Here is a 25,435-nt window from a genome sequence, read left to right as displayed (position 1 = left end):
TCAAGCTATTACTATCAAGCAATGTAACGCCAAATACAGTGCTTTCACGCACCATTAATACGTCAAGTAAGCAACATTTTGACATTATGTCCTATTTTATACATTTTTTTATAGTCCCTAAGAAAGAGGAATTTGTGTTTTAAAAGGGTAATACTTCGGTTGGTTAGTTTATATTCAACCACAGTTGATGTGAAAATATGATGAAATGGCTGTATAATAGTTTACCCTTTAGTCAGCGTAAATCAAGTAGTAATTCTAAGGAAACTTCACTACGCGCGCTTGATAGGGTTAATTTGACTTTAGGTGATGTGCGTGATGTTTTTGAACCCTACTTGGCGATATTTTTGGCTGCTGACCTTGGTTGGAGTCCTGAACTTGTTGGTATTGCGATTTCTACTACTAGTATAGTCGGTATTTTGGCTCAAACTCCTGTAGGCGCCGTTGTTGATGGTTCGCGCGATAAAAGACTGCTGATAGGAATTTCTACTTTTGCTATTGCTGTAAGTTATCTAGTGATTATTCACTTTCGGTCTTTTATTGCCGTAGTTGCAGCACAAGCTGTAATAGGTATCTCTGCTGTCATTGTTGCTCCTGCGATATCTGCTACTTCACTAGGGTTGGTCGGAAAAAACAATTTACAGAAACGAGTTGGACGTAATGAAGCGTTTAATCATACAGGTAATGTATTTGCAGCTATTATTGCGGGTTTGCTCGGTAACTTTGTTGGACGAGTATGGATTTTTTATCTACTGGTCATTTTATGCTTCATCACAATCTTTTCAGTATTTAAGATACGTAAGAAACATATTGATAATAAACAAGCGCGCGGTGATAATAATGATAATGCTAATCATCAAGCAAATATTAAAGAGCTATTCAAAAATCGTCAGCTAATTATTTTTGCTTCTTCTGTATTTTTATTTTATCTTGCGAATGCGGCACTATTACCTTTAGTAAGTCAACAATTAACAGGAGGAAAACAAGATACTTCTTCTGGGTATATTTCTGCTGCTGTCATTGTCGCACAATTGATTATGATTCCCGTTGCCGCTTGGGCAGGAAAGAATGCTGACCGTTGGGGAAGAAAACCGTTATTAATAATAGCTTTTGTTGCGGTAGTATTACGTGCATTTTTATACACCTTTAGTAGCAATCCTTGGTTTCTAGTATCAGTGCAAGCTTTAGACGGAATTGCAACGGGAATATTTACAGTAATTATGGTAATTGTAGTATCAGACTTAACGCAAGGTACAGGAAGATTCAATCTTGTACAAGGCGCCACGAGTACAATGGTAGGAATAGGAGCAGCAATAAGTAATATTGGAAGTGGTTTTTTAGTGAAAGCAGCAGGTTACAAAGTTGGTTTCATCGCTTTGGGTATTGTAGCTGTAATTGGTTTAGTTTGGTTTTGCCTGACAATGCCAGAAACCAAAACCAAAACCGAAACCGAAATGTAGAGACGCGATTAATCGCGTCTCTACGTGCCCGTTATACAATATTGAGGTTAGTGAGTTGTACCCATTTCAATGTTGCTAACAAGTCGCTGCCAGCGGAAATTAAAGTATCATTACCGCTCAGGGTAACAGTTAATTGGGCGTTTGCAGATAATCCGGCGCCGCGACTAATTTGGTCACTGGTTGTGTAACCATAAATTGTAGCGCTACCTGCACCCGCTGAGAAAATGAACTTGTCTTGTCCATTGCCTACATAAACAGTATCATTACCACTACCTAAGCTAATGGTGTTTTTACCTGAACCTGCATATATCAAGTCATTACCATTACCAACGGTGATGATGTTGTCTCCTTCACCTGCGTAAATAGTATTGTTGCCATCTCCTAAGCTAATTACATCATTTCCGGCGCCTGCATATACTGTATCATTACCACTACCAGCAAATACGCTGTTATTACCCTCACCTGCGTAAATTGTGTTGCCGCCATTTCCTAGGTAAAATACATCATTACTGGCGCCTGCATAAATCGTATTTTGACCATTACCTACAGTAACCGTGTTTTGACCCTCACTTGCATATATAACGTTATTACCATTACCTAAACTAAACACATCATTTCCTGCACCAGAATAAACGGTATTATTGCCGTTACTAGCAAGCACTGTGTTGTTTCCTTCACTTGCGTAGATAGTATTGTTACCACCGTAACCGTAAATTAAATCGTTTGGATTTGTACCGTAAAGCGTATCATCTCCCTCTGTTCCACGAACAATATTTATGTTGGGGTTCAGCTGAACGTTGGAAATATCAGCTTTGAAAGAGTAAAAGTAGCTAGGAAGCAAACTATAAGTAGGTTGTCCTGTGGGTGCAGATGGAGGTGCGCTATCTATAGCAACTTGAACGCTGCTGATACCATTTGTATATACGTCGAATTGAGTATTTGTGCTATTTTGGGTAATGCTAAAATCATTATCTGTTGCAAGTATCAAAGCATAAGAACCATCTGCAAGCTGTGGACCAATAGCAACTCCTTCAAACTTTTCTGGAATTTTTTGTCCTGCGCTTTGCAAACTATTTGCTATATCTAAGAATAATGATTTGCTAACAGCCTTTACTCCAATTGGCAAAGTATTTGTATTAGTCAAATCAATATTGCTAACATCAGTGGCGCCTGTTAAGTCAATCTTATAAAGACGCTTTGAGCCAATAGTAGCACTACCTGTAGGGTCATCAACTCCAATACCGCGATTATCCCGCTCTAATACTATCAACTCGTTGTTATTAATCGCTGTGAGTGAACTGATACCAATATTACGTCCTTGGGCAGTTGCACCAAAAGTATCGGTTTTACCACTTGCTCTAATTCTTGCGTTGATGTCAGCAACACTTTCTAACTGGTATACATATTGTGCATCACTTTTACCTGTTGCAACATCAAATCTAACGATGCGTACATTCCCACTGCTGCGTCCATTTGGAGAACCTTCATTTTGAAGCGGGTCTTGCAACATTGCAAACAATTTAGTACCATCTGGACTAATTGCTAATCCTTCGTAACCTCGGTTATCTTGGCGCCCACTAGTCAAAGTAGTTCCATCTGCTGCAAAATAAGGATTAGCCCCATTCTTTGGAATGACATTACTTGGTTCTGTAAACGCGCGTATAAATGAACCGTTGGGATTAAATTCGTAAACAGAAGGCCCATATTCATCGGAAACAAAGAAATTACCATTTGCTCCAACAACAAACCCTTCTGGGTCTTGACTCAATCCTAATTTAGAACCATCACCATTTAACAGTAAAGGATTCAATCCGTTAAAAGGTTTTGTCACATCGTAAGTTACACCGTTAATTGTACTTCCTGCTGAGACAGTAAAAGGAACCGTTTTCAGCAGATTGTAACCTTCAATGGCGCCTGTTGATTGATTAATATTGAGTGAAAACTCTTCAACTCTAGTTTGAAAAGGAATGACTCCACCACCTGGACCTCGGTCTACCAAAGCATAGAATGAATTACTACGGTAATTATAATATAGGTCTGAACCAAATCCACCCAAACGATTGATATTCGCTCCCACACCCGGAAATAAGTCAGTTGCATTACCAGGAATTACTACCGTCGAAACTAAATCTGTTGGCGCCATATTTGTATTATTGTTGAATTGTGTGTTTGTAATCCACGCTACCTTCACTGCACCCACTTCAACGCTACTCAACGATTGTTTATTTTTTACAAAAACAATTTACTCAGTAATTAAACTGACCTCGTGTATATATAGTAACTGCTCTTTGTTGTTTATGCAATAAGATATATTTATTAATATGTAGTATGTAAAACCTGTTTTTTGGGAATTAAGATTATTTAGATTGTGTTAATAATTGATTAATAATAAGTTAATTTTTAATTAAATATAGATACACGATAAAGAGTGTCTATAGTGGTCTGTGTCATTAATTTTGGGTTGTTGGCACCTAACGTTACGGTACGGTAGGGTGTGTGACGCTACGAAAAAATTCCACTCAATATGAAGAGACTTGTGGCGTCACGCACCGACACTCTGGGTGGTGCGTCAAAGCACATGATTTTTCATTTTATTGAAGACCCTAATAGCTTTGACGCACCCTACACCCCAAATTTAATGATACAGACCATTACCCACTTATAGGAGTAATTGGTTCAGGAATTAGTTTGCGTTGAAAGATAATCATTTCGGAACCAATAACAGGGTTACGCGCTACGAGTTGGTCTTGAGAGTTAAAAATTTCCAAACGGCTAAAATCTAATTCTTTGGAACGCTCAAACATTTGCGCTGCTAATTTATCTTGCTGCGACTTTTTGAGGGTGTACCAATCATCACTAATTGTTACAATCAAGCTACTACTGCGGAAATTAGCTTTGATTGACTTTACGATTCCAGAAAAGGTATTATTACTAACTTCGGCTATTCGATTCTCAATTGCCGCAATTAATGTTTGCTCCGGTGTTAATGGTATGTATTGTGGTGTCGGTATTGGCGCCGGTTCTGGAGTTATTTCGGGTGTTGGTTCTGGAGTTATTTCAGGTGTTGGTTCTGGAGTTATTTCAGGTGTTGGTTCTGGAGTTATTTCGGGTGTTATTTCAGGTGTTATTTCAAGTGTTGGTTCGGGGGTTGGTTCAAGTGTTGGTATAACAGTGGGGATGGGTGTAGTAGTAACAAGTGGTTCAGGTGGGACGATAGCAACATCAAATGGTTTGTTTATTAGCGATGAGGTAGTCCATACTGCAATTACTGTTACAAAGGCAATTATTCCAGTTAAAGCTGTATCAGAAAGGTTTGATGATAGTCCAGTTGGTAGTATACGACGAATTTTGTTTAAAATTCCACTCCACCCTGTAGCGATACCATCACCACTAGCTTCGGGGTCTTCGAGTTTATCGACGGTTGTTTCGAGAACTCCAATAGTTCCTCGTAGAAATTGGATAATTTTTACCTTCCAAAATGGTAGCCGTCTTTGGTAGCGTTGTTGACGACCTCTTGGAGTTTGTGGTTGAGGGTTTGGGTTATCTTGGGACATGGAACTTTTATTAAAGAGCGGCAAATCAACTGAAACTGCAACACTTGCCCTAATTTAACACTCTTCTTATTGAGCGCGCGTTACTGTACACATTTAATCACACCCAAACAATTATGAAGCTTAAACGGCGTGAATTTTTATTTCTGAGTACCATTGGTTCCATTAGTACAGGTTTCATCGGTTGTGCTTTAGCTAAGAACGCACAAAATAAATCAGCAAATCAAGTTTCACAACCTGTCGCAGTCAACAAAGATAAAGTTTTATATAGATTTGTTTCCGTCGCTGACACAGGTACTGGCGATAATGGACAATACGCTGTAGCTTCGTCAATGACTAACTACCACGCTCATAATCCTTATGATTTGGTAGTGTTAGCTGGAGATAATATATATACTAATGGGGAAATTGAGAAAATTAGCGCAGTATTCGAGCGTCCCTATGCTGAATTGTTAAAATCCGGTGTCAAATTTCAAGCTGCTTTGGGTAATCATGATATTCGCACGGCTAACGGTGACTTACAACTTAAGTACGTTGGATTTAATTATGCCGGACGTTATTATACCTATACTCGTGACCCATTACAGTTTTTCGTTCTCGACACTAACGGTAATGCTGACTTTAAAACTCAGTTAGCTTGGTTAGATACAGAACTTAATAAATCAAAGGCGCCTTGGAAGATAGTCTATGGACATCACCCTATTTACGCTTCGGGTGTATACGGAAGCAACCCAGAATTTATCAAAGCTTTCACACCAATCTTTCAAAAGCATAACGTTCAACTATATATTAATGGACATGAACACCACTACGAACGCACCCGAGCCATTAATGGTACTACATATTTGATTTGTGGTGGAGGTGCCAGCACTCGTCCGGTTGGTAAAAACGAGTGGACTGCTTACTCTGCTGAAAAATTAAGTTTTGCCGCATACAACGTCTACGCTGATAGAATTGAAGTAATCGGCATCGGAATAGATAACCAGGTATTTGACCAAGGCATCATTCCAATTAAATCTGTATAACAATTTTGACAGGTTAATATTTCTTTTATGATTGATGTTATATTAACCTGTCTCAATGCTATAATAAGTTACTCGCGTAAATCTCTCAGCACTCAGGCGCCTCACTGTTAAGCCTAAATGTAATCCAACTACAGCTGATGCAACGACTCAACTCATAAAATTTTGGGGAATCTAAAGTAGGACAGCGTAAGCTCGCAAAAACAATCAATATTTTGGCTTTATATCAACTATAAGGCATCAGGAGATGTTGTTATGGATACAGTCCTCGAATTTGACCTTGAATTATTGAGACAAGAAGCTCGTCAACTCATCAAAAAAGGAGACATAAAACGTAACGAGCCAATTTATACGTTGTGTAAATTTATGCCCTTTTGTGATTGGAGTTGCGTAGAATTATCGTTGGAGAAAAATGAATTTTTATTACGCGATAGAATCATTGACCTCCTTAGCAATGAAAAATGGGATGATGATTAAGTAATGTAGAGACGTATTTTGTCACGTCTCTATATTCATGGGTGATGTAGTGGTTTATTTCAAATTGTTGAATCAAATTGTTGAATTAATATTTCTTTTCACAACTCTAGACAAATTAGTCACAAATTCATCAAATTTATACAGCGGGAAGCATTTCCCATGTTTTACCTCCAACCCGAACACAGGTATTGGTTTGAAGAACTTTACTTTTGGACGCGCGGCAACAAGTGTCTTCATCTAACATTGGCATGTTTTGCCAGCAGTTACGGCAGAACCAGTAGACTTCATGTCCTCTGACGTGACGCAACAACACATGAGAACAGCAAGGACAGTTTTTCATATATGTTACCAAAATATTACTGTAGTAACTTCTGATTAATCCTTATTTAAAGGTATTTTCTGAATATGAAGAACCTGTGAAGAAGATTGGAGTTTGCAACCTAATGTCATATTTCGTATCTTTCCTTAATAAACAACATGCTTCATCCTCACAACTTCCTCAAATTATCTTTGTATAACTTGAAATATACAACAGAAGTTTTATATGAGTGAAAATACTTATACAGTACAACCGTATGTTTTACAGAATATTGGTAGCAGTTAATAATTCGACAGTCAGTGAACAGGTTTTTGAGCAAGCACTCGTTTTAGCTCAAGCAACAGGCGCCCATTTGATGTTGGTAAACGTTCTTTCACCATTAGACGAAAATTATCTCAGTAATTTAGAAGCAAACCACTATCTACATACTTGGAAAAGTTTAACAGAAAAAGGATTGAAGTATTTATATAAACTCTGCCAAACAGCTACGAACAAAGGTGTTAGCGTTGAAGTGACGCAAACAAAAGGCAACCCTGGTAAAATTATTTGTCAACTCGCTTCTAACTGGGGTGCTGATTTAATTATGGTTGGTCGCAACACCTTCAATAAGTTTTTCTTAGATACTGTTAGTAATCATGTTCTGTGTCATGCATCATGTTCAGTTTTGATTGTGCAGGTTTATCCGGCGCCGACTTATTGGCAGTGAATAAGCTATAATTTCAGAATCATATATATTAAGCTTTTAATAAATGTTAAGTTTTGTAAGAAAGATTTGATTTGATTGTGAAAGAAGTCTGGGAGTTTGTCTATGGGTATCGCACTACGTGTTTTAATCGTCGAAGATTCAGAAGATGATGAATTAATACTGGTGCGTACTTTACGGATAAATGGTTATGAAGTAAATCATGTAAGAGTAGAGAATGTGGTAGAGATGGAAAAAGCTCTCGAAACAGAAGTTTGGGACGTTATTATTTGCGATAACTGTTTACCAGATTTTAATGGTTTTGAGGCTTTACGGTTGATGCAAAGTAAAGGTATAGATGTGCCTTTCATTATTATATCAGGCGCCGTGAATGAGGAGATGGTTGTTGGGTTGATGAAAGCAGGGGCGAATGATATTGTAACTAGAGCTAGTTTGGCAAGACTGGTGCCAGCAATTGAGCGTTCGATGAAGGAAGTGGTAGTAAGACGCGCGCAATTTAAGAGTGAGTTGGCATTAAAACAAAGTCAAGAGCGGCTACAGTTAGTTTTAGAAGCTAATAATATGGGAACTTGGGACTGGAATACTGTGACGAACGAAATTAGTTGTTCGAGCAGTTGCGAATACTTGTTTGACTTAGCTCCCGGTAGTGGTAATAACTTAGAAACGTTTATCGACCGTATCCATCCTCAAGACCGTAAAGCTTGGATGTCCGCTTTAAATATTGCTGAAAAATCACATCAAAAGTTTCAGCACGAATATCGAGTTATATGGCTTGATGGTAGTATTCATTGGATTCAAGCTATTGGCAATTTTTGTAACGATGCTTCTGGGCGCCTCAATCATATGTTAGGGGTGGTAATAGACATAACGGAACATAAGTTAGCGCAACAACAAATTTACGAACAAGCTGCACTACTAGATGTCGCCACAAACGCTATTTTACTACGACAATTGGATGGTATAATTACTTATTGGAATAAAGGGGCAGAACGTCTTTATGGGTGGACAGCTTTGGAAGCGATAGGTCAAAATAGTTTTGAATTACTGTATTGCGAAGTTTCAACAGCAGAAGCAGCTTTAAAAAGTGTAATAGAAATAGGTAAATGGCAAGGTGAGTTGAATAAAATAACTAAAGACGGGCAAGATGTGATAGTTGATAGTCATTGGAATTTAGTCAAGGATGACAATAATCAACCGAGGTATATTTTGAGTGTTGGTACGGATATTACAGCCAAAAAACAGTTAGAGTCGTTGTTTTTGCGGACTCAGCGTTTGGAAAACATTGGAATGTTAGCAGGTGGAATAGCTCACGACCTGAATAACATCCTAACACCTATCTTAGCGATATCTCAACTTTTGCCGTTAACGCTTCCCAATTTAGATCAGCGTAATCAAGATATGCTAAATATTTTAGAAACTAGCACAAAAAGGGGTGCAGATTTAGTCAAACAGATTCTCAGCTTTGCGCGCGGTGATAATGAAAAGCGTTTAATCGTGCAGGTTAGACATATACTATTAGATATCGAACAAATCATTATAGGTACATTTCCCAAATCAATTCAATTTAAGAAAAATATCAATGAAGGATTATGGACGGTAAGTGCTGATACGACACAACTGCACCAAGTTTTCATGAACTTAGCTATCAACGCGCGTGATGCAATGCCAGAAGGAGGAACTTTAAGCGTTACAGCTATTAATCAAGTTATCGATACCAACTATACTAAGATGAACGTTGAAGCGCAAGAAGGTAGTTATATAGTTGTAACGGTTTCTGATACAGGTGTAGGTATTCCCAAAAAGATTATCGATAAAATATTTGACCCCTTTTTCACCACCAAAGAAGGTGGTAGAGGAACGGGATTAGGTTTATCAACAGTACTCAGCATTATTAAGAGTCACAGAGGGTTTATCGAAGTTAGCAGTGGTGAGAAGGGTTCTGTTTTTCGCGTCTTTTTACCAGCAATAACAGAACTTCATACAACTGTTACAGAAAATCCAGATATGATTAAAGGGAATGGAGAGTTAATTTTATTCGTTGATGACGAAACAGCGATATCAGAAGTCAGTAGAAATACACTGTTAACGCATAACTATCAAGTATTGATTGCGAATAACGGTATTGAAGCTATAGCAATTTATGTACAAAACAAGTTTACAATAAAAGTTGTAGTGATAGATTTAATGATGCCTTCTTTAGATGGGGTAACAACTATTAGAGCATTACAGAAAATTAATCCAGATGTAAAACTTATTGCGATGAGCGGTTCGAGTGATAGTGGGGAGAAAATTAAAGCTGTAGAATGCGGTGTACAAGACTTTCTCGCAAAACCTTTTACTGCAAATGCATTACTAAATTCATTACACCAATTATTATAATCCCCCCTTTGCGTACTTTGCGTACTTTGCGGTTCGTTTAAAAAAACCGCAAAGGTAACAAAGAACGCAAAGAAAGAAAACGCTCGTTATCAAAAAGCATAGCCAATAGTGCAATAAGGTAGCTTATCTTGTAGTAAACCACAAAACTGTTTAACTAGCTTACCTTTAAAGCCGTGCGCGTAACGGACATTGTTGGCGCCTGTTTGTGATACTTTGTCTTCTTGTAAGTTTGGTTGTCAACATAAAACGTAGGGTGCGTGACGCTATAAGGAAATTTCAACGTAGTTATAAGACTTGTAGCGTCACGCACCGACTCGCAGTTATAACAATATCGTAAGTCATAATAAATTTGAGATAGACACCCACAGTTATCGCGCGTTACGGTACTATTGGTCTGTGTCATTAATCCTGGTGTGTTAGAAAAAAGAACCACAAAGGCACAAAGGACACAAAGGAAGAGAGAACAACCCAAAACTATTGACACAGACTACTACAATGTATATACAAATTAATATGGAACAGGTAATTCGTCAATTAATGCTCCCCATGTTTGCTGATTCACAATACCACTATTCACTAGTCCACGGTCTAACTGATAATTTCTGACGGCAACCTCTGTCCTTGAACCATAATATCCTGTTAAACTTTCACTCGTTAAATAGCCAAAGTAAAGAAGTAATTTTTGTAGCAGTATTACAGCCTCACCCTGTGTATTAATACTCAAAGTCGGCATTTCATTCGCGCTGCTCGCATTCATAGTAATTATCATTCTCGTTTTGTAGTGCAAGTTACCCGTATTTCGGTTATACGAGATTAATTTGAGGAAATTGTGAGGTATGTAAAATAAGTGAAATATAAAGAAAATATTAAGAAAAATTAAATCGTTGCACTTTGATGAGAATCTAAATATTAAGTTACATATCGTTATCAAACAGGGTCAGCCACTATCAAGACCTTAAATTTTAATAAACAATCGAAATCTCAGCAGCAACAAGAGTGAAAGCTAGTGTGGCGTTCTTTAATTTGATATACTAATTTATCTGAAAATATGTAATATGAGTATATGATTACACGAAGTAAATTAGTGTTTACGATTGCGGCGCCTTTAACAGTGTTGGGATGGGTATTGCCGTCGGTATCGGTTGCAAATAGTAGTTTGAATTTAAATCAATTATTGGTATCTTCTCAAACGTCACCGCGTTTTGAAAGATTTAATAGTCAAGTATCAGATGTCTTACGCTCTAGTCAAACGAAACCAGAGCAAATTGAATGTACCGGAACTAAGTTGACGGGGAGACGCTATAGTAAACTAACCGATGTTTATGTAGCTCCGTTTGATTGTCGTTTCTCAAATTTAACCCTGAGAGTTAACGCGCGAAACTTTGTCATACTTCCCAGTGGTAGAGTTACACCCCTGGAAAATGCCAAAAACTTCGATGCAATGCCAAAACCAATTGTTTTCTCCTATCAAATCACATCTTGGGATTGGAAAAAGGCGCCTAAATAATACTTCATCTCCAAGCTGCATAATCAATATGATATGGTGCCTATAACCTATAGGAGTATTGTATGAAGTGATGTTATGTTAACAAAACTTAAACTTGGCAACAAATTTACTTTACTACTGATACTCGTATTTGTCAGTGGAATTATAATTAGTGGTTTAACTTTATCTAGTGCGATGTTTAGTAAAGCAGAGGATGAAATTTCAACCACAGCAAAAATATTGACGCAAATGATAGACTCAGTGCGTGAATATACTGATGACAATATTCAACCACTGTTGAGTGATAAAGTGAGAACAGAAGCGCGTTTCCTGGCGGAAGTAGTGCCAGCGTTCTCGGCAAACAAAGTATTTGAGAAATTCAAAGCTAAACCAGAGTATAGTGATTTTTTTTACAAAGAAGCAACATTAAATCCGACAAATTTGAAAGATAAAGTAGATGAGTTTGAGAAAGCGATAGTCGAGCAGTTTCGTTCACAGCCAAATTTGAAGCGTACAAATGGGTATCGTGTTCAAGGTGGTAATAAATTATTTTATATTGCACAACCGCTACCAGTTACAAAAGCTAGTTGTCTCGAATGTCATAGTACTCCTGACAAGGCACCAAGGAGTATGATAGCAGAATATGGTTCTCAAAACGGCTTTGGTTGGAAGTTGAATGAAATTGTTGCTGCTCAAATGGTTTATGTTCCTGCTGGTGAAGTATTCGCGCGCGCCTATAAATATTTATCGTTGAGTATGGGTATTTTTGTCACTATATTCACAACTGTCATATTATTGATTAATTGGTTATTGAAACAAACCGTTATCCAACCTATTCGACAATTAACGGGAATAGCCAAACGAGCGAGTTCGGGGACTTTGATTTCGGAGATAGTACAGCAGTTTGAGGCGCCTGAAGTAGTACGGTTTACAAATCGTTACGATGAACCAGGAGAATTATCGCGCGCTTTCCAGTATATGGCACATGAGGTTGCCGAACGTGAGCAAAATTTGAATAATGCAGTTGCGGAACGTACATCCCAACTAGCACACAGTATGAAAGAAGCTGAACGCGCGAAGTTAGATGCGGAAAATGCAAACAGTGCTAAAAGTCAGTTTCTTGCGAATATGAGTCATGAGCTTCGCACTCCTCTCAATGCGATTATTGGTTATAGTGAAATTCTATTTGAAGAAATGAACGATGCTCACTCGAAGCAACTTATTCCGGATGTGCAAAAAATTCACGGCGCCGGTAAGCATTTGTTAGAGTTGATAAATAGTATCCTTGACTTGTCAAAAATTGAAGCTGGGAAAATGGAGCTTTATCTAGAAACGTTTGATATTGCTACCATGATTGAAGATGTTGCAGCTACAGTTCAGCCTTTGGTAAATAAACGTCATAATAGATTAATTTTAGATTACCCGCAGTTTATAGGTGCCATGCGTTCAGATATCACAAAACTGCGTCAAAGTCTTTTCAACTTGCTGAGTAATGCGAGTAAGTTTACCGAAGCAGGTGAAATTACTTTGGCAGTACATAAACAGAACAATAGTATTATATTTCGTGTGAGTGATACAGGTATAGGGATGACACCCGAACAGTTAGAAAATATATTTCAAGCATTTTCACAAGCAGATGCTTCCACAACTCGTAAATATGGTGGTACAGGTTTGGGTTTGGTAATTACACAAAAATTCTGTCAAATGATGGGAGGTAATATTTCCGTTGAAAGTGTATACGGTACAGGGACTACTTTTACTATAACCTTACCCCAACAGGTACAACAGGCGAAAGAATTAAAAAAACAAGTAACTCAAGAAACGACTCAAACCAAACAAGCTACTATATTAGTTATTGACGATGATTCTGCAGTACTAGACTTGATGCAGCGTTACCTGGGAAATGAGGGGTATAACGTTTTAACTGCGGATAACCCAATAGATGGACTAAAGCTTGCGAAACAATCTCCCGATATCATTATATTAGATGTCATGTTGCCAGACATGAATGGTTGGTCTGTGTTGAGTCAACTCAAACAAGACCCGCAAAGTCGGGATATTCCTGTCGTCATGGCAACAATGATTGATGATCAAAATTTAGGTTTAGCGTTAGGCGCCTCTGATTATTTACTCAAACCGCTTAATTACGAACACTTGATTACGCTGCTACAAAAATATCATACCAACTCGGCGCCGCAAACTGTCTTAGTAATTGAAGATAACACAGCAAACCGCGACATGCTGCGTCGTCAACTGCAAAAAGCGCAGTGGCAAGTTATGGAAGCAGAAAACGGACGTACTGCCCTTGAAGTACTGCAACACCACCAGCCTGGTATTATATTACTCGACTTGATGATGCCGGAAATGGATGGTTTTGAGTTTATTACTGAACTTCGTAAGGTGGAAAAATGGCAATCAATACCTGTTATCGTGTTAACTGCTAAAGATTTAACTACTGAAGACCGTCAAAGATTAGATGGACAAATTGAGCGTATATATCAAAAAGGTTCCTACAACCGTCAATCTCTGCTCGACGAAATCAATAAATTGGTAATATCAAATAATTAATATCGTACATTATCCTACACCCTATAAGGGTGAGGCTATACGAGCAAAGCCTGCCTTCGCAGGTTAAAAATTACATTAATTTAGCTTAAATAAAATGACTAAAATACTTATAGTAGAGGACAATGAAGTAAATCGTGATATGTTGTCTCGTCGTCTGATTCGCCAAGACTATGAGATAATTATCGCAGTACATGGCGCCGAAGCGGTATCAAAGACTCTGGGAGAAAAACCAGATTTGATACTGATGGATATGAATTTACCTATAATAGATGGTTGGGAAGCAACGCGACAACTAAAAGCAAATCCTCAAACACATCGTATTCCAATAATAGCTTTAACAGCGCATTCGATGCAGGGTGATAGAGAGAAAGCTTTAGCAGCAGGTTGTGATGAGTATGAAAGCAAACCGATTGATTTTCCCCGTTTACTAGGCAAAATAGAAAGTTTTATCGAAAAAATTCAAGCTGAAAATATTTTAACATCTTCCTTTGATCAAAATCTATCCGAATTAACTCCTTCGATTCAAAAAGCTTTATTTTCCCACCTACGTCACGAATTATGTACGCCGATGAATGCTATTATCGGTTACAGCGAAATATTACTCGATGAAATTGAAGACCAATCATCTGATTTATATAAAGATATTGGTAAAATTTATACCAGTGGCAATCAAATGCTGACGTTAGCGAATAAGATATTAGACCCAGTTAGCTTTGATTTGTATCAAGAGGGTGGTTTTGATGAATTTGGCGCCAAGATACGTCTTGAGATGTTAACACCGCTAAGTACAATCATCGGTTATTGTGAGTTATTAATCGAAGAAGCTCCAACAGAACAGATAGAGGACTTAGAAAGAATTAATGGTGCGGCGACTAAATTATTGAGCATGGTAAATGATATTGTAAATTTGGCGCAGCAACAGTTAAAGGCAATAGATATTAAACATGTTGGGCAGAATGATATAACAACGACAGCGTTAATGGATGCAGCATCAACAATGCGTTTACTGAGTCAAGATACTTCAAACACATCATCAAAGTTATCTGGAACGATTCTCATTGTCGATGATAATGAAACAAACTGTGAGTTATTGTCAAGACAACTAGAAAGAATTGGGTATACAGTAGGAGTTGCCACAAGTGGAGAGCAGGCATTACAAATCTTGGGGACTCTTGCGTATGATTTAATATTATTGGATATAGTAATGCGAGGGATGAGTGGGTTATCGGTACTTGCTCAACTAAAAAGTAATCCTGAGCTTCAGAGTATACCAGTAATTATGGTTTCTGCGCTTGATGAAATGGATAGCGTGGTGCGATGTGTTGAGATGGGAGCAGAAGATTATTTATTGAAACCGTTTAAACCTATTTTATTACGCGCGAAGATAACAGCATGTTTAGAAAAAAAGCGGTTACGTCACTTACCACAACAAGTAATAGCTGACACAGTTCCAATTCCGGTTGTAATATCTCGAATTAGTGATGGTTTGATAGTTTATGCCAATGCAACAGCAGCATCAATGTTTGGTTTACCGATAGGGCAACTATGCAACCGTCATTTTCAAGATTTCTTGGAACATACAGATTACAGTGAAATTATTGGTATTGTACAAAGAAACGAAGTTGTTGTAAATAAAGAGCTTGCAGCTATTGACGCTAACGGTACACAGTTATGGGTGATAGCATCGCAACAAGGGTTAAACTACAACTCAGAACCAGCAGTGTTGAGTGCGTTGTGTAATATCACAGAGCGTAAACGTGCTGAAAATGCTTTACGGATAAACGAGGAAAGTTATCGAAGTATATTTGAAAATGCATTACAGGGTATTTATCAATCAACACTAGACGGGCAAATAGTATTTGTTAATCAAGCAATGGCAATGATTCACGGTTTTGATAATCCTATCAAGATGATAGAAACGGTGAATACAGTCAATTATAAATTATATGTGGATATTGAGTGGCACCAACAACTTAAATATTTACTCGAAGCACAAGGTCAAGTGACAGGAGTGGAGTATCAAGTATATAAATATAACGGAGAAATAATTTGGCTTTTAGAAAGCGCGCGGGCAGTACGTGATGCAAAAGGGAATACATTATATTACGAAGGAATACTGGAAGATATTACACAGCGTAAAATGGAAGAAGCAGCTTTAATAAGGCAAGTTGAGGAATTGAGAAATGAAATCAAGCAAATAAGACGCGGTTTGGAAGTAGCAGAAGTTACTCAAGTTAATGATTTTGAAGATAAGCAACCAAACATACCAACAATATTACTAGTCGAAGACAACGAAATGAACAGAGACATGTTATCACGTCGGTTGAAGCGTTTAGGTTACGAAGTCATGATAGCAGTTGACGGCGCCGAGGGAGTATCGTTAGCAGCGAGTAAAAATCCGAGTATTATATTGATGGATATGAGTCTACCTATATTAGACGGATGGGAAGCAACAAAACAATTAAAAGCCAATGTTAATACAAAGCATATCCCAATTATTGCCTTAACTGCACACGCGATGTCAGGCGACCGAGAAAAAGCACTCAACAGTGGCTGTGATGAATATGATACGAAACCTATCGAAATGTCTCGACTCATCAAGAAAATTACAACCCTCCTTGGCAACGGATAAAACAGATGTAACGGATGAGTTATTCGTTACACATAAAATCTAGTTTTTAAAAATCAATTATCCGTTACATCCGTTCCAGAATCCGTTGCCAGTGCTGCATAATTACCATAAGTGGCGCCTATAAGTTAGTTGGGTCATAAAAAAAGTCGTATGTAAAGTAAAGTAAAGTTATGTTAAGAAAATTGAAGCTTGGAAACAAATTTACCTTGATGCTGATGGTGGTGTTTTTGGGTGGGGTAATAATTAGTGGTTTAACCTTATCAAACGCGATGCGTCATAAAGCAGAGGATGAAATTGCAACCAAAGCAGAAATTTTGACTCAAGCGATGAATTCTGTGCGAAAATATACGAGTAAAAATATTCAGCCGTTGTTAAAAGAGAGACTTGCTACGGAGTCAAAATTTATAGCGGAGACGGTTCCAGCGTTCTCAGCACATCAAGTGTTTGAAAATTTCCGTGCGTCACCGGAATATAGTAGTTTTTCTTACAAGGAAGCAACATTAAATCCAACGAATATAAAAGACAAAGCTTCGGAGTTTGAAGCAAGTTTAGTTGAGCAGTTCCGTAAACAGCCTGATTTAAAGAAGTTAACAGGATACAATGTTAAGAATAATATCCAATCATTTTACATTGCTAAACCACTTACTGTTTCAGAAGCTAGTTGTCTTGAATGTCATAGTACCCCAGATAAGGCGCCTAAAAGTTTGATTACTACATATGGTAGTCTGAATGGGTTTAACTGGGAGTTAAATCAAATTATTGCTGCTCAAACCGTTTATGTACCCGCAGACGAAGTTTTTGCGCGCGGGAACCAGTATTTATCCTTAACAATGGGAATATTTGTTTCTATTTTTACTACGGTAGTTATATTGATTAATTGGTTACTCAAGTATACCGTTATTCAGCCAATTAGAGGATTGACAGGAATTGCACGTCGTGCGGGAGATGGTGTATTAACGTCAGAAATTTTAGCACAATTTGATTCGCCATTCATGACAAAGTTTAGCAAGCGTTGTGATGAACCGGGACAGTTAGCTCGTACTTTTCAACATATGGCCCATGAAGTTGCCGCGCGTGAACAAAATCTAAGTCAAGCAGTTTCAGAACGCACTGCTCAACTTGCGGATACAATGAAAGATGCAGAGCGCGCGCGTTTAGAAGCAGAAAGCGCAAACTCTGCTAAAAGTCAATTTCTGGCAAACATGAGTCACGAGCTTCGCACCCCTTTAAATGCCATTATTGGTTATAGCGAAATGCTCAAGGAAGAAATGGAAGATGCAGGTACTAACGAACTAATTTCTGATGTGCAAAAAATACACGGCGCCGGAAGGCATTTATTAGAGTTGATAAATAGTATTCTAGATTTATCGAAGATTGAAGCGGGTAAAATGGAGCTTTATATAGAAAAGTTTGAAATTGGGGCAATGATTCAAGATGTTGCAGCAACGATTCATCCTTTGATAAGTAAGCATCATAATATTTTACAGGTGAATTGCCCGGTTGATATCGGCGCCATGAATGGAGATATCACAAAACTGCGTCAGAGTCTTTTCAACTTATTAAGCAATGCAAGTAAATTTACAGAAAACGGTACAATTACTTTAACAGTGAAGCGAGATAGGGAAAATACAATCATATTTAGCGTTACAGATACAGGTATCGGGATGACACCCGAACAACAAACTAAACTTTTCCAAGCATTCTCGCAAGCAGATGCTTCCACAACTCGTAAATATGGTGGAACAGGTCTAGGTTTAGTCATCACACAAAAATTCTGCCAAATGATGGGAGGTAGTATTAATGTTGATAGTACATTTGGCATTGGAACTACTTTTACTATTACCTTACCCTCCATGCAACGTGCGGAAGCAAAAGAAGTAAATAAACCAATAAAACTAAATAAATCGAATAAACGAGACAAGAGTACTATTTTAATTATTGATGATGACGCATCAGTACTGGACTTAACAGAGCGTTTTTTGCAACGTGAAGGGTTTGAAACAGTAACAGCAGCAAATGGAATGGATGGTTTGAAACTAGCGAAACAAATTTGTCCAGAGGTAATAATATTAGATGTAATGATGCCTGAGATGAATGGTTGGTCAGTGTTGAGTCAACTCAAACAAGACCCTGAGTGTGCGGATATTCCTGTCATAATGGCAACAATGATAGATGACCAAAATATGGGTATTGCGCTTGGTGCATCAGATTATTTGCTCAAACCTGTTAATTATGAGCGTTTGACTACATTACTGCACAAATATCATAATACGTCGGTGCCGCAATCGGTGTTAGTAGTGGAAGACAACACAGCAAACCGCGAAATGATATGTCGTCAACTGCAAAAAGCAAACTGGCAAGTACTGGAAGCAGAAAATGGACGTATTGCACTCTCCGTTTTACAACATGAAGAACCGGGTATAATTTTACTAGACTTAATGATGCCAGAAATGGATGGGTTTGAATTTATTACAGAACTTCGCAAAGTTGAAAAATGGCAATCAATCCCTGTTATTGTGTTAACTGCCAAAGATTTAACTTCAGAAGACCGCTTTTTATTGGATGGTAAAATCCAGCGTATATATCAAAAAGGTTTTTACAATCGTCAATTACTGATTGATGAAATTAATAAATTAGTAATGATTAACTAACCAAAAGCATAAATAATAATTATGTTACGAAATATAAATTGGATATATTTGAATCATGGAAAATCTACAAGCGACCTTATTCTCGTTTCTACGTAATGAATTATGTGTTCCAATTAATGCCATCATTTGCTATAGCGAAATGATCATAGATGAATTGAGGTGTAGAAATATTGAAAATGCACAAATATTAAGCGATATAGAAAAAATACAGATTTGCGGGAATCAAATATTGAAGTTTAGTAATATAATATTTGATTTAGCACAAAACGAACAAGAAAGTACTATTTCTGAAAATACGATTTATGTTGAGTTAGTGACGCCGATAAGTACTATTATAGGTTATTGTGAAATATTAAAAGAAGATGCAAACGCTGAACTAATTCCTGACCTAGACAGAATTCACCGTGCAGCACAGCAATTACTGTTGTTAGTAGATGATATTGTAAACCTAACTCAAAAGCAGCAATTTTCTCCAACAACGGTTAAATTAGCAAGAGATGCAATCCGCGCGCTTGACGAGTTAAAAACGGCGCCAGTAATAAAAGCAAATTTATTGAAGTTAGGTAAAATATTGATTATAGATAGTAATGAAACGAATTGTGATTTTTTGTTACGACAACTTGAAATAGAAGGTTATACAGTAACAGTTGCCAAAAATGGTCAAGCGGCACTACAAATACTCAAAGCTGTTCCATACGATTTGATATTACTCGATATTATCATACCGGGAATGAACGGACTTGACGTATTACAAACAATAAAACAACATTCTGAATGGCGCCATATACCAGTAGTAGTGATGTCAGCGTTTAATCAAATAGAAAGTATAATAAAATGTATTGAGTTAGGCGCCGAAGATTACCTTTATAAACCGTTGAATACAAGATTAGTACAGGCAATAGTCAACGCGCATATTCAGAAAAAACGGTTATACGAGCAAGAGATTGTAAAAAAACAAGAACAAGTACAAACGCTCGTAGTGAGTATCGATGAAGTTCAGAAAAAACGTGTAGTTACATCAATTGCAAAAACAGACCATTTTCGCGAACTTCAAAAACGGGCAATTAAGTCCTCAGAAACGTTTCCTCCAACTCAGAACCCAACATCAACATCAAAAATTATTTCGATCCATTCCTATCGTGGTGGAACAGGGAAATCAAATTTAACAGCAAATTTAGCTGTAAGTTTTGCTTCGACTGGACTACGGGTGGGTATTGTGGATGTAGATATTCAATCTCCCGGTATCCATACGTTGTTTGGTTTGGAAGATACAATACAATGGACGTTGAACGATTATTTATGGGAACGCTGTGGTATTTGTGAAGCTGCTTATGATGTCAGCCATAAGTTAGAATTTCAATTAAATCACCTCAGTAATACTAGTGATATACCAGGTAAACTTTATTTAATCCCTTCCAGTATAAAAGCCAATGACATAACTCGAATTTTACGTGAGGGTTATAACGAAGAAATGTTGATAGACGGGTTTAATCAGCTTATTAACAACTTGCAATTAGATTATTTGTTTATTGATACACAACCCGGAATAAATGAGGAAACACTACGCGCGCTAACCGTTTGTAATTTATCAATAGTTCTTTTGCGTCCAGATTATCAAGACTATCAAGGAACAGCAATAATAGTAGAACTCGCGCGTATTTTAGGAGTATCGCAATTACAGCTAGTAGCGAATAAAACATTAGCAACATTAGATTTGGAAGAATTTCAGCAGCAGGTAGAAAGCGCATATAACGTATCAGTTGCGGGAATTTTACCACTTTGTGAGGAAATGATACACTTAGCAAGTAGTGATATTTTTTGCTTGCATTATCCAAATCATCCGTTGTCGAAAATAATATACAGCATAAGCCAAGAAATTATTACGAGTAATCGAGGCTAGAGTCGATATGCAGTGGAAGAAACTAATACCAAATTTATTTGCAGGTGCCACAACAGGTTTAGTGACGTTAACCTATAGTCTATCGTTTGCGGCGCTGATTTTTTCAGGAAGTTTGGCACCGTATTTTTCGCAAGGAGTAACAAGTGCGCTGATCAGTTCGGTAATAACAGGTATTTTTGTAACGTATAACAGCGCGTTTCCATTTGCAATAGCAGGCCCAGATTCTAACTCAGCAGCAATTTTAGCATTAATGGCTTTTAGTATTGCTGAACAAGTTCATAAAAAACACGCAACTAATGTACTACCAACAGTATGGACAGCGATTGCATTATCATCAATATTAACAGGCATAGTTTTATATGGGATAGGAAAATTAAGGAGTGCCCGCTGGGCGCGGTTTATTCCTTATACTGTAATGGGGGGATTTCTTGCAGGTACAGGTTGGCTGATTACGCGCAGTTCCTTCAAAGTGATGGCAGGTGTACCATTAGACTGGGATAAATTACCGTATTTACTTCGGCGTGATGTAGTTATATATTGGTTATCTGGATTAATTTTTTCTTTTTCGACTATTTTGGTAACTAAATATATTCGCCATGTTTTAGCGATGCCAATGATGTTGCTTATAACAATAGTTGTGTTTGATATATTATGGCGCCTGATATCGGGTGGTGTTGATTCATCCCAAGGTTGGTTTCTCAAAGCAATGCCAAACCAACATGTATGGAATAATTGGATATCAACAACCGCGCGAGTAGACTGGCAAGTGTTGGTGTATGAAAGCGGTACATTGGTTGCAATGATAATCGTTGTATTGATTGCAATTTTACTAAATGCGACAGCAATAGAGATTGAAGTTCAACGAGATTGTAGTCTAGACCACGAACTTTGTGTAAACGGGGTTGCAAATATTGTAGCTGGTGTGTGTGGTGGAATGGTCGGAAATATTTCCTTGAACCGTACCTTATTGAACCGTAGTGCAGGAGGAAATAGTCGTATTGCGGGACTAACAACAGCCGCGTTTTGTGGTTTAATATTACTATTTGGTTCAAGTATTCTGACTTATATTCCGCGTTTTGTCTTAGGTGGTTTGTTATTGACAATTGGCTTCAAGCTATTGTATGAATGGGTTTACGCAGCTTGGTTTAAATTTCCTCATCTTGAATACGCTTTAATTATTACAATTCTTGGTAGCATAGCTATATGGGGGTTTATAGCAGGAGTTGGGATTGGAATTATTATTTCTTGTGCTTTGTTTGCTTTTAACTACAGTCGTCACCAAGTAATACGTCATATATTAGAAGGCGCCACACACAAAAGTAAAGTACAGCGTCCGGAACCAGAGCAGAGACTATTGAGGCAAAAAGGCGACAATATATATATATTATTATTACAAGGGTACATATTTTTTGGTACAGCGAACGCGCTTTTGGAGCAAATTCGACAAAGATTAAAAAATATTGATTTACCTACCATCGAGTTTTTAATATTAGATTTTCGTCTAGTAAACGGCTTAGACTCCTCCGTTGTTCTGAGTTTTTTCAAAATCAAACAGTTAGCGAATAGTCACCAGTTGAATTTAATTTTAACTCATATTGACGATAATATACTGCATCAACTACAGCGAGGCGGTTGTATTAATGGAAAAGAGACATTTATACAAATTTTTCCTGACTTAGACAGAGGAATAGAATGGTGTGAAGCTCAAATACTTGAAACACATTCTTTTAGGCGCCGACGAGTACTACCGTTAGCACTACAATTAAACGAAGTGTTCAATGATATCGAACAAGTATCTTGCTTCATGAATTATTTGGAAAAAGTGCAAGTAGAAACGAATCAAATATTATTTAATCAAAACGACAGTTCGGACATGCTGTACTTTGTAGAGTCAGGACAAATAACAACATTTTTACAGCTAGACGACGGACAAACTAGACGCTTACAAACATTAGGGGCAGGAACAATAATAGGAGAAACAGCATTTTATTTGGGCGCCACCCATAAAACATCAGGTATTGCTGACCAGGAAAGTAAAATATACTGCTTGACAAAAACTAACTTAAATAAAATGCAGCAAGAAAACCCTCAAGCAAGCGTTGCTTTCCAAGAATTTTTGATTCGTCAACTTTCTGAACGGTTAATATACGCTTACGCTGAAATTGAGCAATTACTGTAACGCATCTTATTATACCTATATCACACGAAACGATAGGACACCCTATAAGGGTGAGGCTATACAAATAAAGCCTGCCTATGCAGGCTAAGAATGCTTATTATTCTGTGCTTTTGATCAAGATATATGTTGAATCAAAACTAGTAAGTTAAATGTTAATACTTAAAGATAAGACATGATTAATATCATTATTTATACATTATTTTATCAGTGCTAACAGCGATAAACAATGATTTATTTTTACTGGGGCTATTATTCATATCCACCAATAAGAGCGTACAAAAACTCTATGTAGAATGGAGAGAACTCACATCTTGCACCAACGTATTAATACTCATTTTTAATTGTTTTAATGTACCAGTGCGAAGAAATTATTTTTCATGAACGCGCCTCTCTACCAGCAAAACTGTATGCATTAACATCAGGAAAAATTCATCTTAATAAAACTGCTGCCACAGGAAAATAAACTATATTAAGAATTTTGTACACAGGAGATATTTTTGCAGCACATGCGTTACTTGGTGATGATAAAAATATATATCATTGCACAGGCTATAAGCCTATGCTACAACTCCTCAAAATTATTTATACAATTTTCCAAAGCTTCAAGCCAACCTACAAATGACCTTAATTTTTCTTACAAGCTCGTTGCATGAGGATTTTGTTGTTTTTATACACCTCTAAAGTTCCAGACTGCTGACTATCGAGCGTGCCATCCCACACCCAATATTCATAATTGGCATTCTGAAACTTATACACTTTAACCCCTTCTGTAGCTTTACTGGTTCCCTTGCCCAAACCCAAATTTCCGTTGGGACTTGTAGAACGATAGAGAAGTTCGCCTGAAGAATACTTTTTCCAAACGTTAACATTGTATCCGCCTTTGCATTTCAGACTTAGAACCAAGCCAGCGGTAGAATCAGCAGAGGCTTTTAAGGGTAAATTCGCTGACATACAGGTCGTTAGGACAACCACTAACGTGGATATTTTTAGTAGTGTTTTCATAGTTTTTCTATGGGTATTTGACGATTTTCTTTGGTTTCTGAGTTTGATTATGACAATTATTATCAATAATTTCTTTGAGCTAGCTCATTATTGCAAGAAAAATTTTACCATCCGAAAATTATTATTAAGTCAGATGGCAGTATAATTTACTGAGGCTCGTCCAAAATAGAATTGTATGGTTGCGGCTCTGTAATGCGGTGTTGGATGTACTCTCGTCGAGCCTTTGCTATTTCTTGATAAACCTTTTTACGGGCTAAATTGAGACTACCTAGAGGTGCGTGTTCAACTAAAGTATGCCAAGGTGTGAATGATAGTCCCTCGTTCAGGCGCCTGCGCTCTTCAAAGTCGAATTTCTGAGCCGGAATTCTGATAGTAGCAAGTTTAATAAACGGTGAATCTTTCTCTTCCCACTCTTGCATTGGGTTTTCAATTGGAGTTTTCTCATCGTTGACATAAAGCTGTACCAAAAAGTCAAAAGTTGCATCGAGAGCATCTTCCGACAAATATTTAACGATTGCCTCACGCAAGTAATTTTCTGAATTGGGTGTTGAATTTGAAATATCATATGAGTGAGGTTTTACAGAATATTTAATAGAATGAGAGCCTAATTGATAGGGAGTAGTACTCCAATATTGAATTAGGAGTGGATTCAATACTGCTCGGTTAAGCGGGAGCATAGCCTAAAATAAAGAAAAGTTTGTTCGCGTTAGAAAAACGCGAACAAAATCGAATAAAATTTATATAAACGAACCCGCATGAGCAAGTATCTCTCAAGAATTTTAATATTTAATTGTAAAAATATCTCAAATATTGAATTACAAATCTTGTTAACTATCTTCTACCTCGCGCATACTGTCAACTTGCGGTTGCAAAAATTGTAAAAGATAGTTGTTGACGTGGAGTAGCATTATTTCTATGACATCGTTTTTTACTTTTAAATTTAGAACGAGTTTTCTTTACTACCCTTGGATTAGTTCTACCTGATGCTGGTGGTATTTGTAAGTCTAAAATCTCTAACATCAACCAGCTAAAATATACTTGAGTATTCTCGATAGAATTATTAGAATGCTGCTGAAAGTGAGGAATGGCACGTCTAACAACTTTTAAAC

Annotated in this window: 17 protein-coding genes and 1 pseudogene; 11 read left to right on the top strand and 7 right to left on the bottom strand. The window is 37.4% G+C overall.

From position 1 onward, the window contains the following. The first annotated feature begins 197 nt into the window (after nt 1-197). A complete protein-coding gene (locus AC2JBO_RS25900) occupies nt 198-1,457 on the top strand; it encodes an MFS transporter (RefSeq protein WP_496956510.1) in 1,260 nt (419 codons plus the stop codon). Nucleotides 1,458-1,488: 31 nt separating this feature from the next. Here AC2JBO_RS25900 and AC2JBO_RS25895 read toward each other — a convergent pair whose 3' ends face one another. Together AC2JBO_RS25895 and AC2JBO_RS25890 are read right to left on the bottom strand one after the other, a co-directional pair. Then, entirely contained in the window at nt 1,489-3,600 is a 2,112-nt protein-coding gene (locus AC2JBO_RS25895) for an esterase-like activity of phytase family protein (protein WP_496956509.1), read from the bottom strand. Nucleotides 3,601-4,108: 508 nt separating this feature from the next. Continuing rightward, nucleotides 4,109-5,011, bottom strand: coding sequence for a hypothetical protein (locus tag AC2JBO_RS25890; RefSeq protein ID WP_496956508.1), 903 nt, complete (start codon nt 5,009-5,011; stop codon nt 4,109-4,111). Between the two features lie 113 nt (nt 5,012-5,124). On the opposite strand from AC2JBO_RS25890, the gene AC2JBO_RS25885 reads away from it, so the two are divergent. After that, nucleotides 5,125-6,033: a metallophosphoesterase family protein gene (locus AC2JBO_RS25885; protein WP_496956507.1), complete on the top strand. Its 909-nt coding sequence runs from the start codon at nt 5,125-5,127 to the stop codon at nt 6,031-6,033. Nucleotides 6,034-6,285: 252 nt separating this feature from the next. Next, nucleotides 6,286-6,507, top strand: a complete 222-nt coding sequence (locus AC2JBO_RS25880) for a DUF4327 family protein (RefSeq protein WP_496956506.1) — start codon at nt 6,286-6,288, stop codon at nt 6,505-6,507. A 136-nt stretch (nt 6,508-6,643) separates the two neighbouring features. Here the strand turns inward: AC2JBO_RS25880 and AC2JBO_RS25875 are convergent, their stop codons facing one another. After that, nucleotides 6,644-6,847, bottom strand: coding sequence for a hypothetical protein (locus AC2JBO_RS25875; protein ID WP_496956505.1), 204 nt, complete (start codon nt 6,845-6,847; stop codon nt 6,644-6,646). Between the two features lie 235 nt (nt 6,848-7,082). On the opposite strand from AC2JBO_RS25875, the gene AC2JBO_RS25870 reads away from it, so the two are divergent. Together AC2JBO_RS25870 and AC2JBO_RS25865 are read left to right on the top strand one after the other, a co-directional pair. Next, a complete protein-coding gene (locus AC2JBO_RS25870) occupies nt 7,083-7,532 on the top strand; it encodes a universal stress protein (protein WP_496956504.1) in 450 nt (149 codons plus the stop codon). Between the two features lie 102 nt (nt 7,533-7,634). Further along, entirely contained in the window at nt 7,635-9,908 is a 2,274-nt protein-coding gene (locus tag AC2JBO_RS25865; protein ID WP_496956503.1) for a PAS domain-containing hybrid sensor histidine kinase/response regulator, read from the top strand. A 508-nt stretch (nt 9,909-10,416) separates the two neighbouring features. On the opposite strand, the gene AC2JBO_RS25860 is transcribed toward AC2JBO_RS25865, so the two are convergent. Then, on the bottom strand, nt 10,417-10,665 hold the full coding sequence (locus AC2JBO_RS25860) for a peptidoglycan-binding domain-containing protein (RefSeq protein WP_496956502.1): 249 nt from the start codon (nt 10,663-10,665) through the stop codon (nt 10,417-10,419). Between the two features lie 306 nt (nt 10,666-10,971). Between AC2JBO_RS25860 and AC2JBO_RS25855 the strand changes: the two genes are divergently transcribed. From AC2JBO_RS25855 to AC2JBO_RS25830, 6 genes are all read left to right on the top strand, one after another. After that, a complete protein-coding gene (locus AC2JBO_RS25855) occupies nt 10,972-11,415 on the top strand; it encodes a hypothetical protein (protein ID WP_496956501.1) in 444 nt (147 codons plus the stop codon). Between the two features lie 75 nt (nt 11,416-11,490). After that, the gene (locus AC2JBO_RS25850; protein ID WP_496956500.1) at nt 11,491-13,962 is read left to right on the top strand and encodes a response regulator; all 2,472 of its coding nucleotides are present in this window, start codon (nt 11,491-11,493) and stop codon (nt 13,960-13,962) included. Nucleotides 13,963-14,056: 94 nt separating this feature from the next. Then, complete coding sequence (locus tag AC2JBO_RS25845) at nt 14,057-16,594, top strand: response regulator (protein WP_496956499.1); 2,538 nt, start codon at nt 14,057-14,059, stop codon at nt 16,592-16,594. Between the two features lie 170 nt (nt 16,595-16,764). Further along, complete coding sequence (locus AC2JBO_RS25840) at nt 16,765-19,245, top strand: response regulator (RefSeq protein WP_496956498.1); 2,481 nt, start codon at nt 16,765-16,767, stop codon at nt 19,243-19,245. A 55-nt stretch (nt 19,246-19,300) separates the two neighbouring features. Further along, the gene (locus AC2JBO_RS25835; protein WP_496956497.1) at nt 19,301-21,145 is read left to right on the top strand and encodes a response regulator; all 1,845 of its coding nucleotides are present in this window, start codon (nt 19,301-19,303) and stop codon (nt 21,143-21,145) included. 7 nt (nt 21,146-21,152) lie between these two features. Next, nucleotides 21,153-23,324: a SulP family inorganic anion transporter gene (locus AC2JBO_RS25830; protein ID WP_496956496.1), complete on the top strand. Its 2,172-nt coding sequence runs from the start codon at nt 21,153-21,155 to the stop codon at nt 23,322-23,324. A gap of 624 nt (nt 23,325-23,948) precedes the next feature. On the opposite strand, the gene AC2JBO_RS25825 is transcribed toward AC2JBO_RS25830, so the two are convergent. The 3 genes and pseudogenes from AC2JBO_RS25825 to AC2JBO_RS25815 all read right to left on the bottom strand — a co-directional run. Further along, on the bottom strand, nt 23,949-24,275 hold the full coding sequence (locus AC2JBO_RS25825; protein WP_496956495.1) for a hypothetical protein: 327 nt from the start codon (nt 24,273-24,275) through the stop codon (nt 23,949-23,951). A 197-nt stretch (nt 24,276-24,472) separates the two neighbouring features. Then, entirely contained in the window at nt 24,473-24,979 is a 507-nt protein-coding gene (locus AC2JBO_RS25820) for a catalase family protein (protein ID WP_496956494.1), read from the bottom strand. A gap of 202 nt (nt 24,980-25,181) precedes the next feature. Continuing rightward, a pseudogene (locus AC2JBO_RS25815) lies at nt 25,182-25,435 on the bottom strand (IS4 family transposase); the annotation flags it as partial.

It is taken from the genome of Calothrix sp. CBUCES-K 9914, from assembly GCF_059640475.1.
This window is presented reverse-complemented; position numbering and strand designations above follow the sequence as displayed.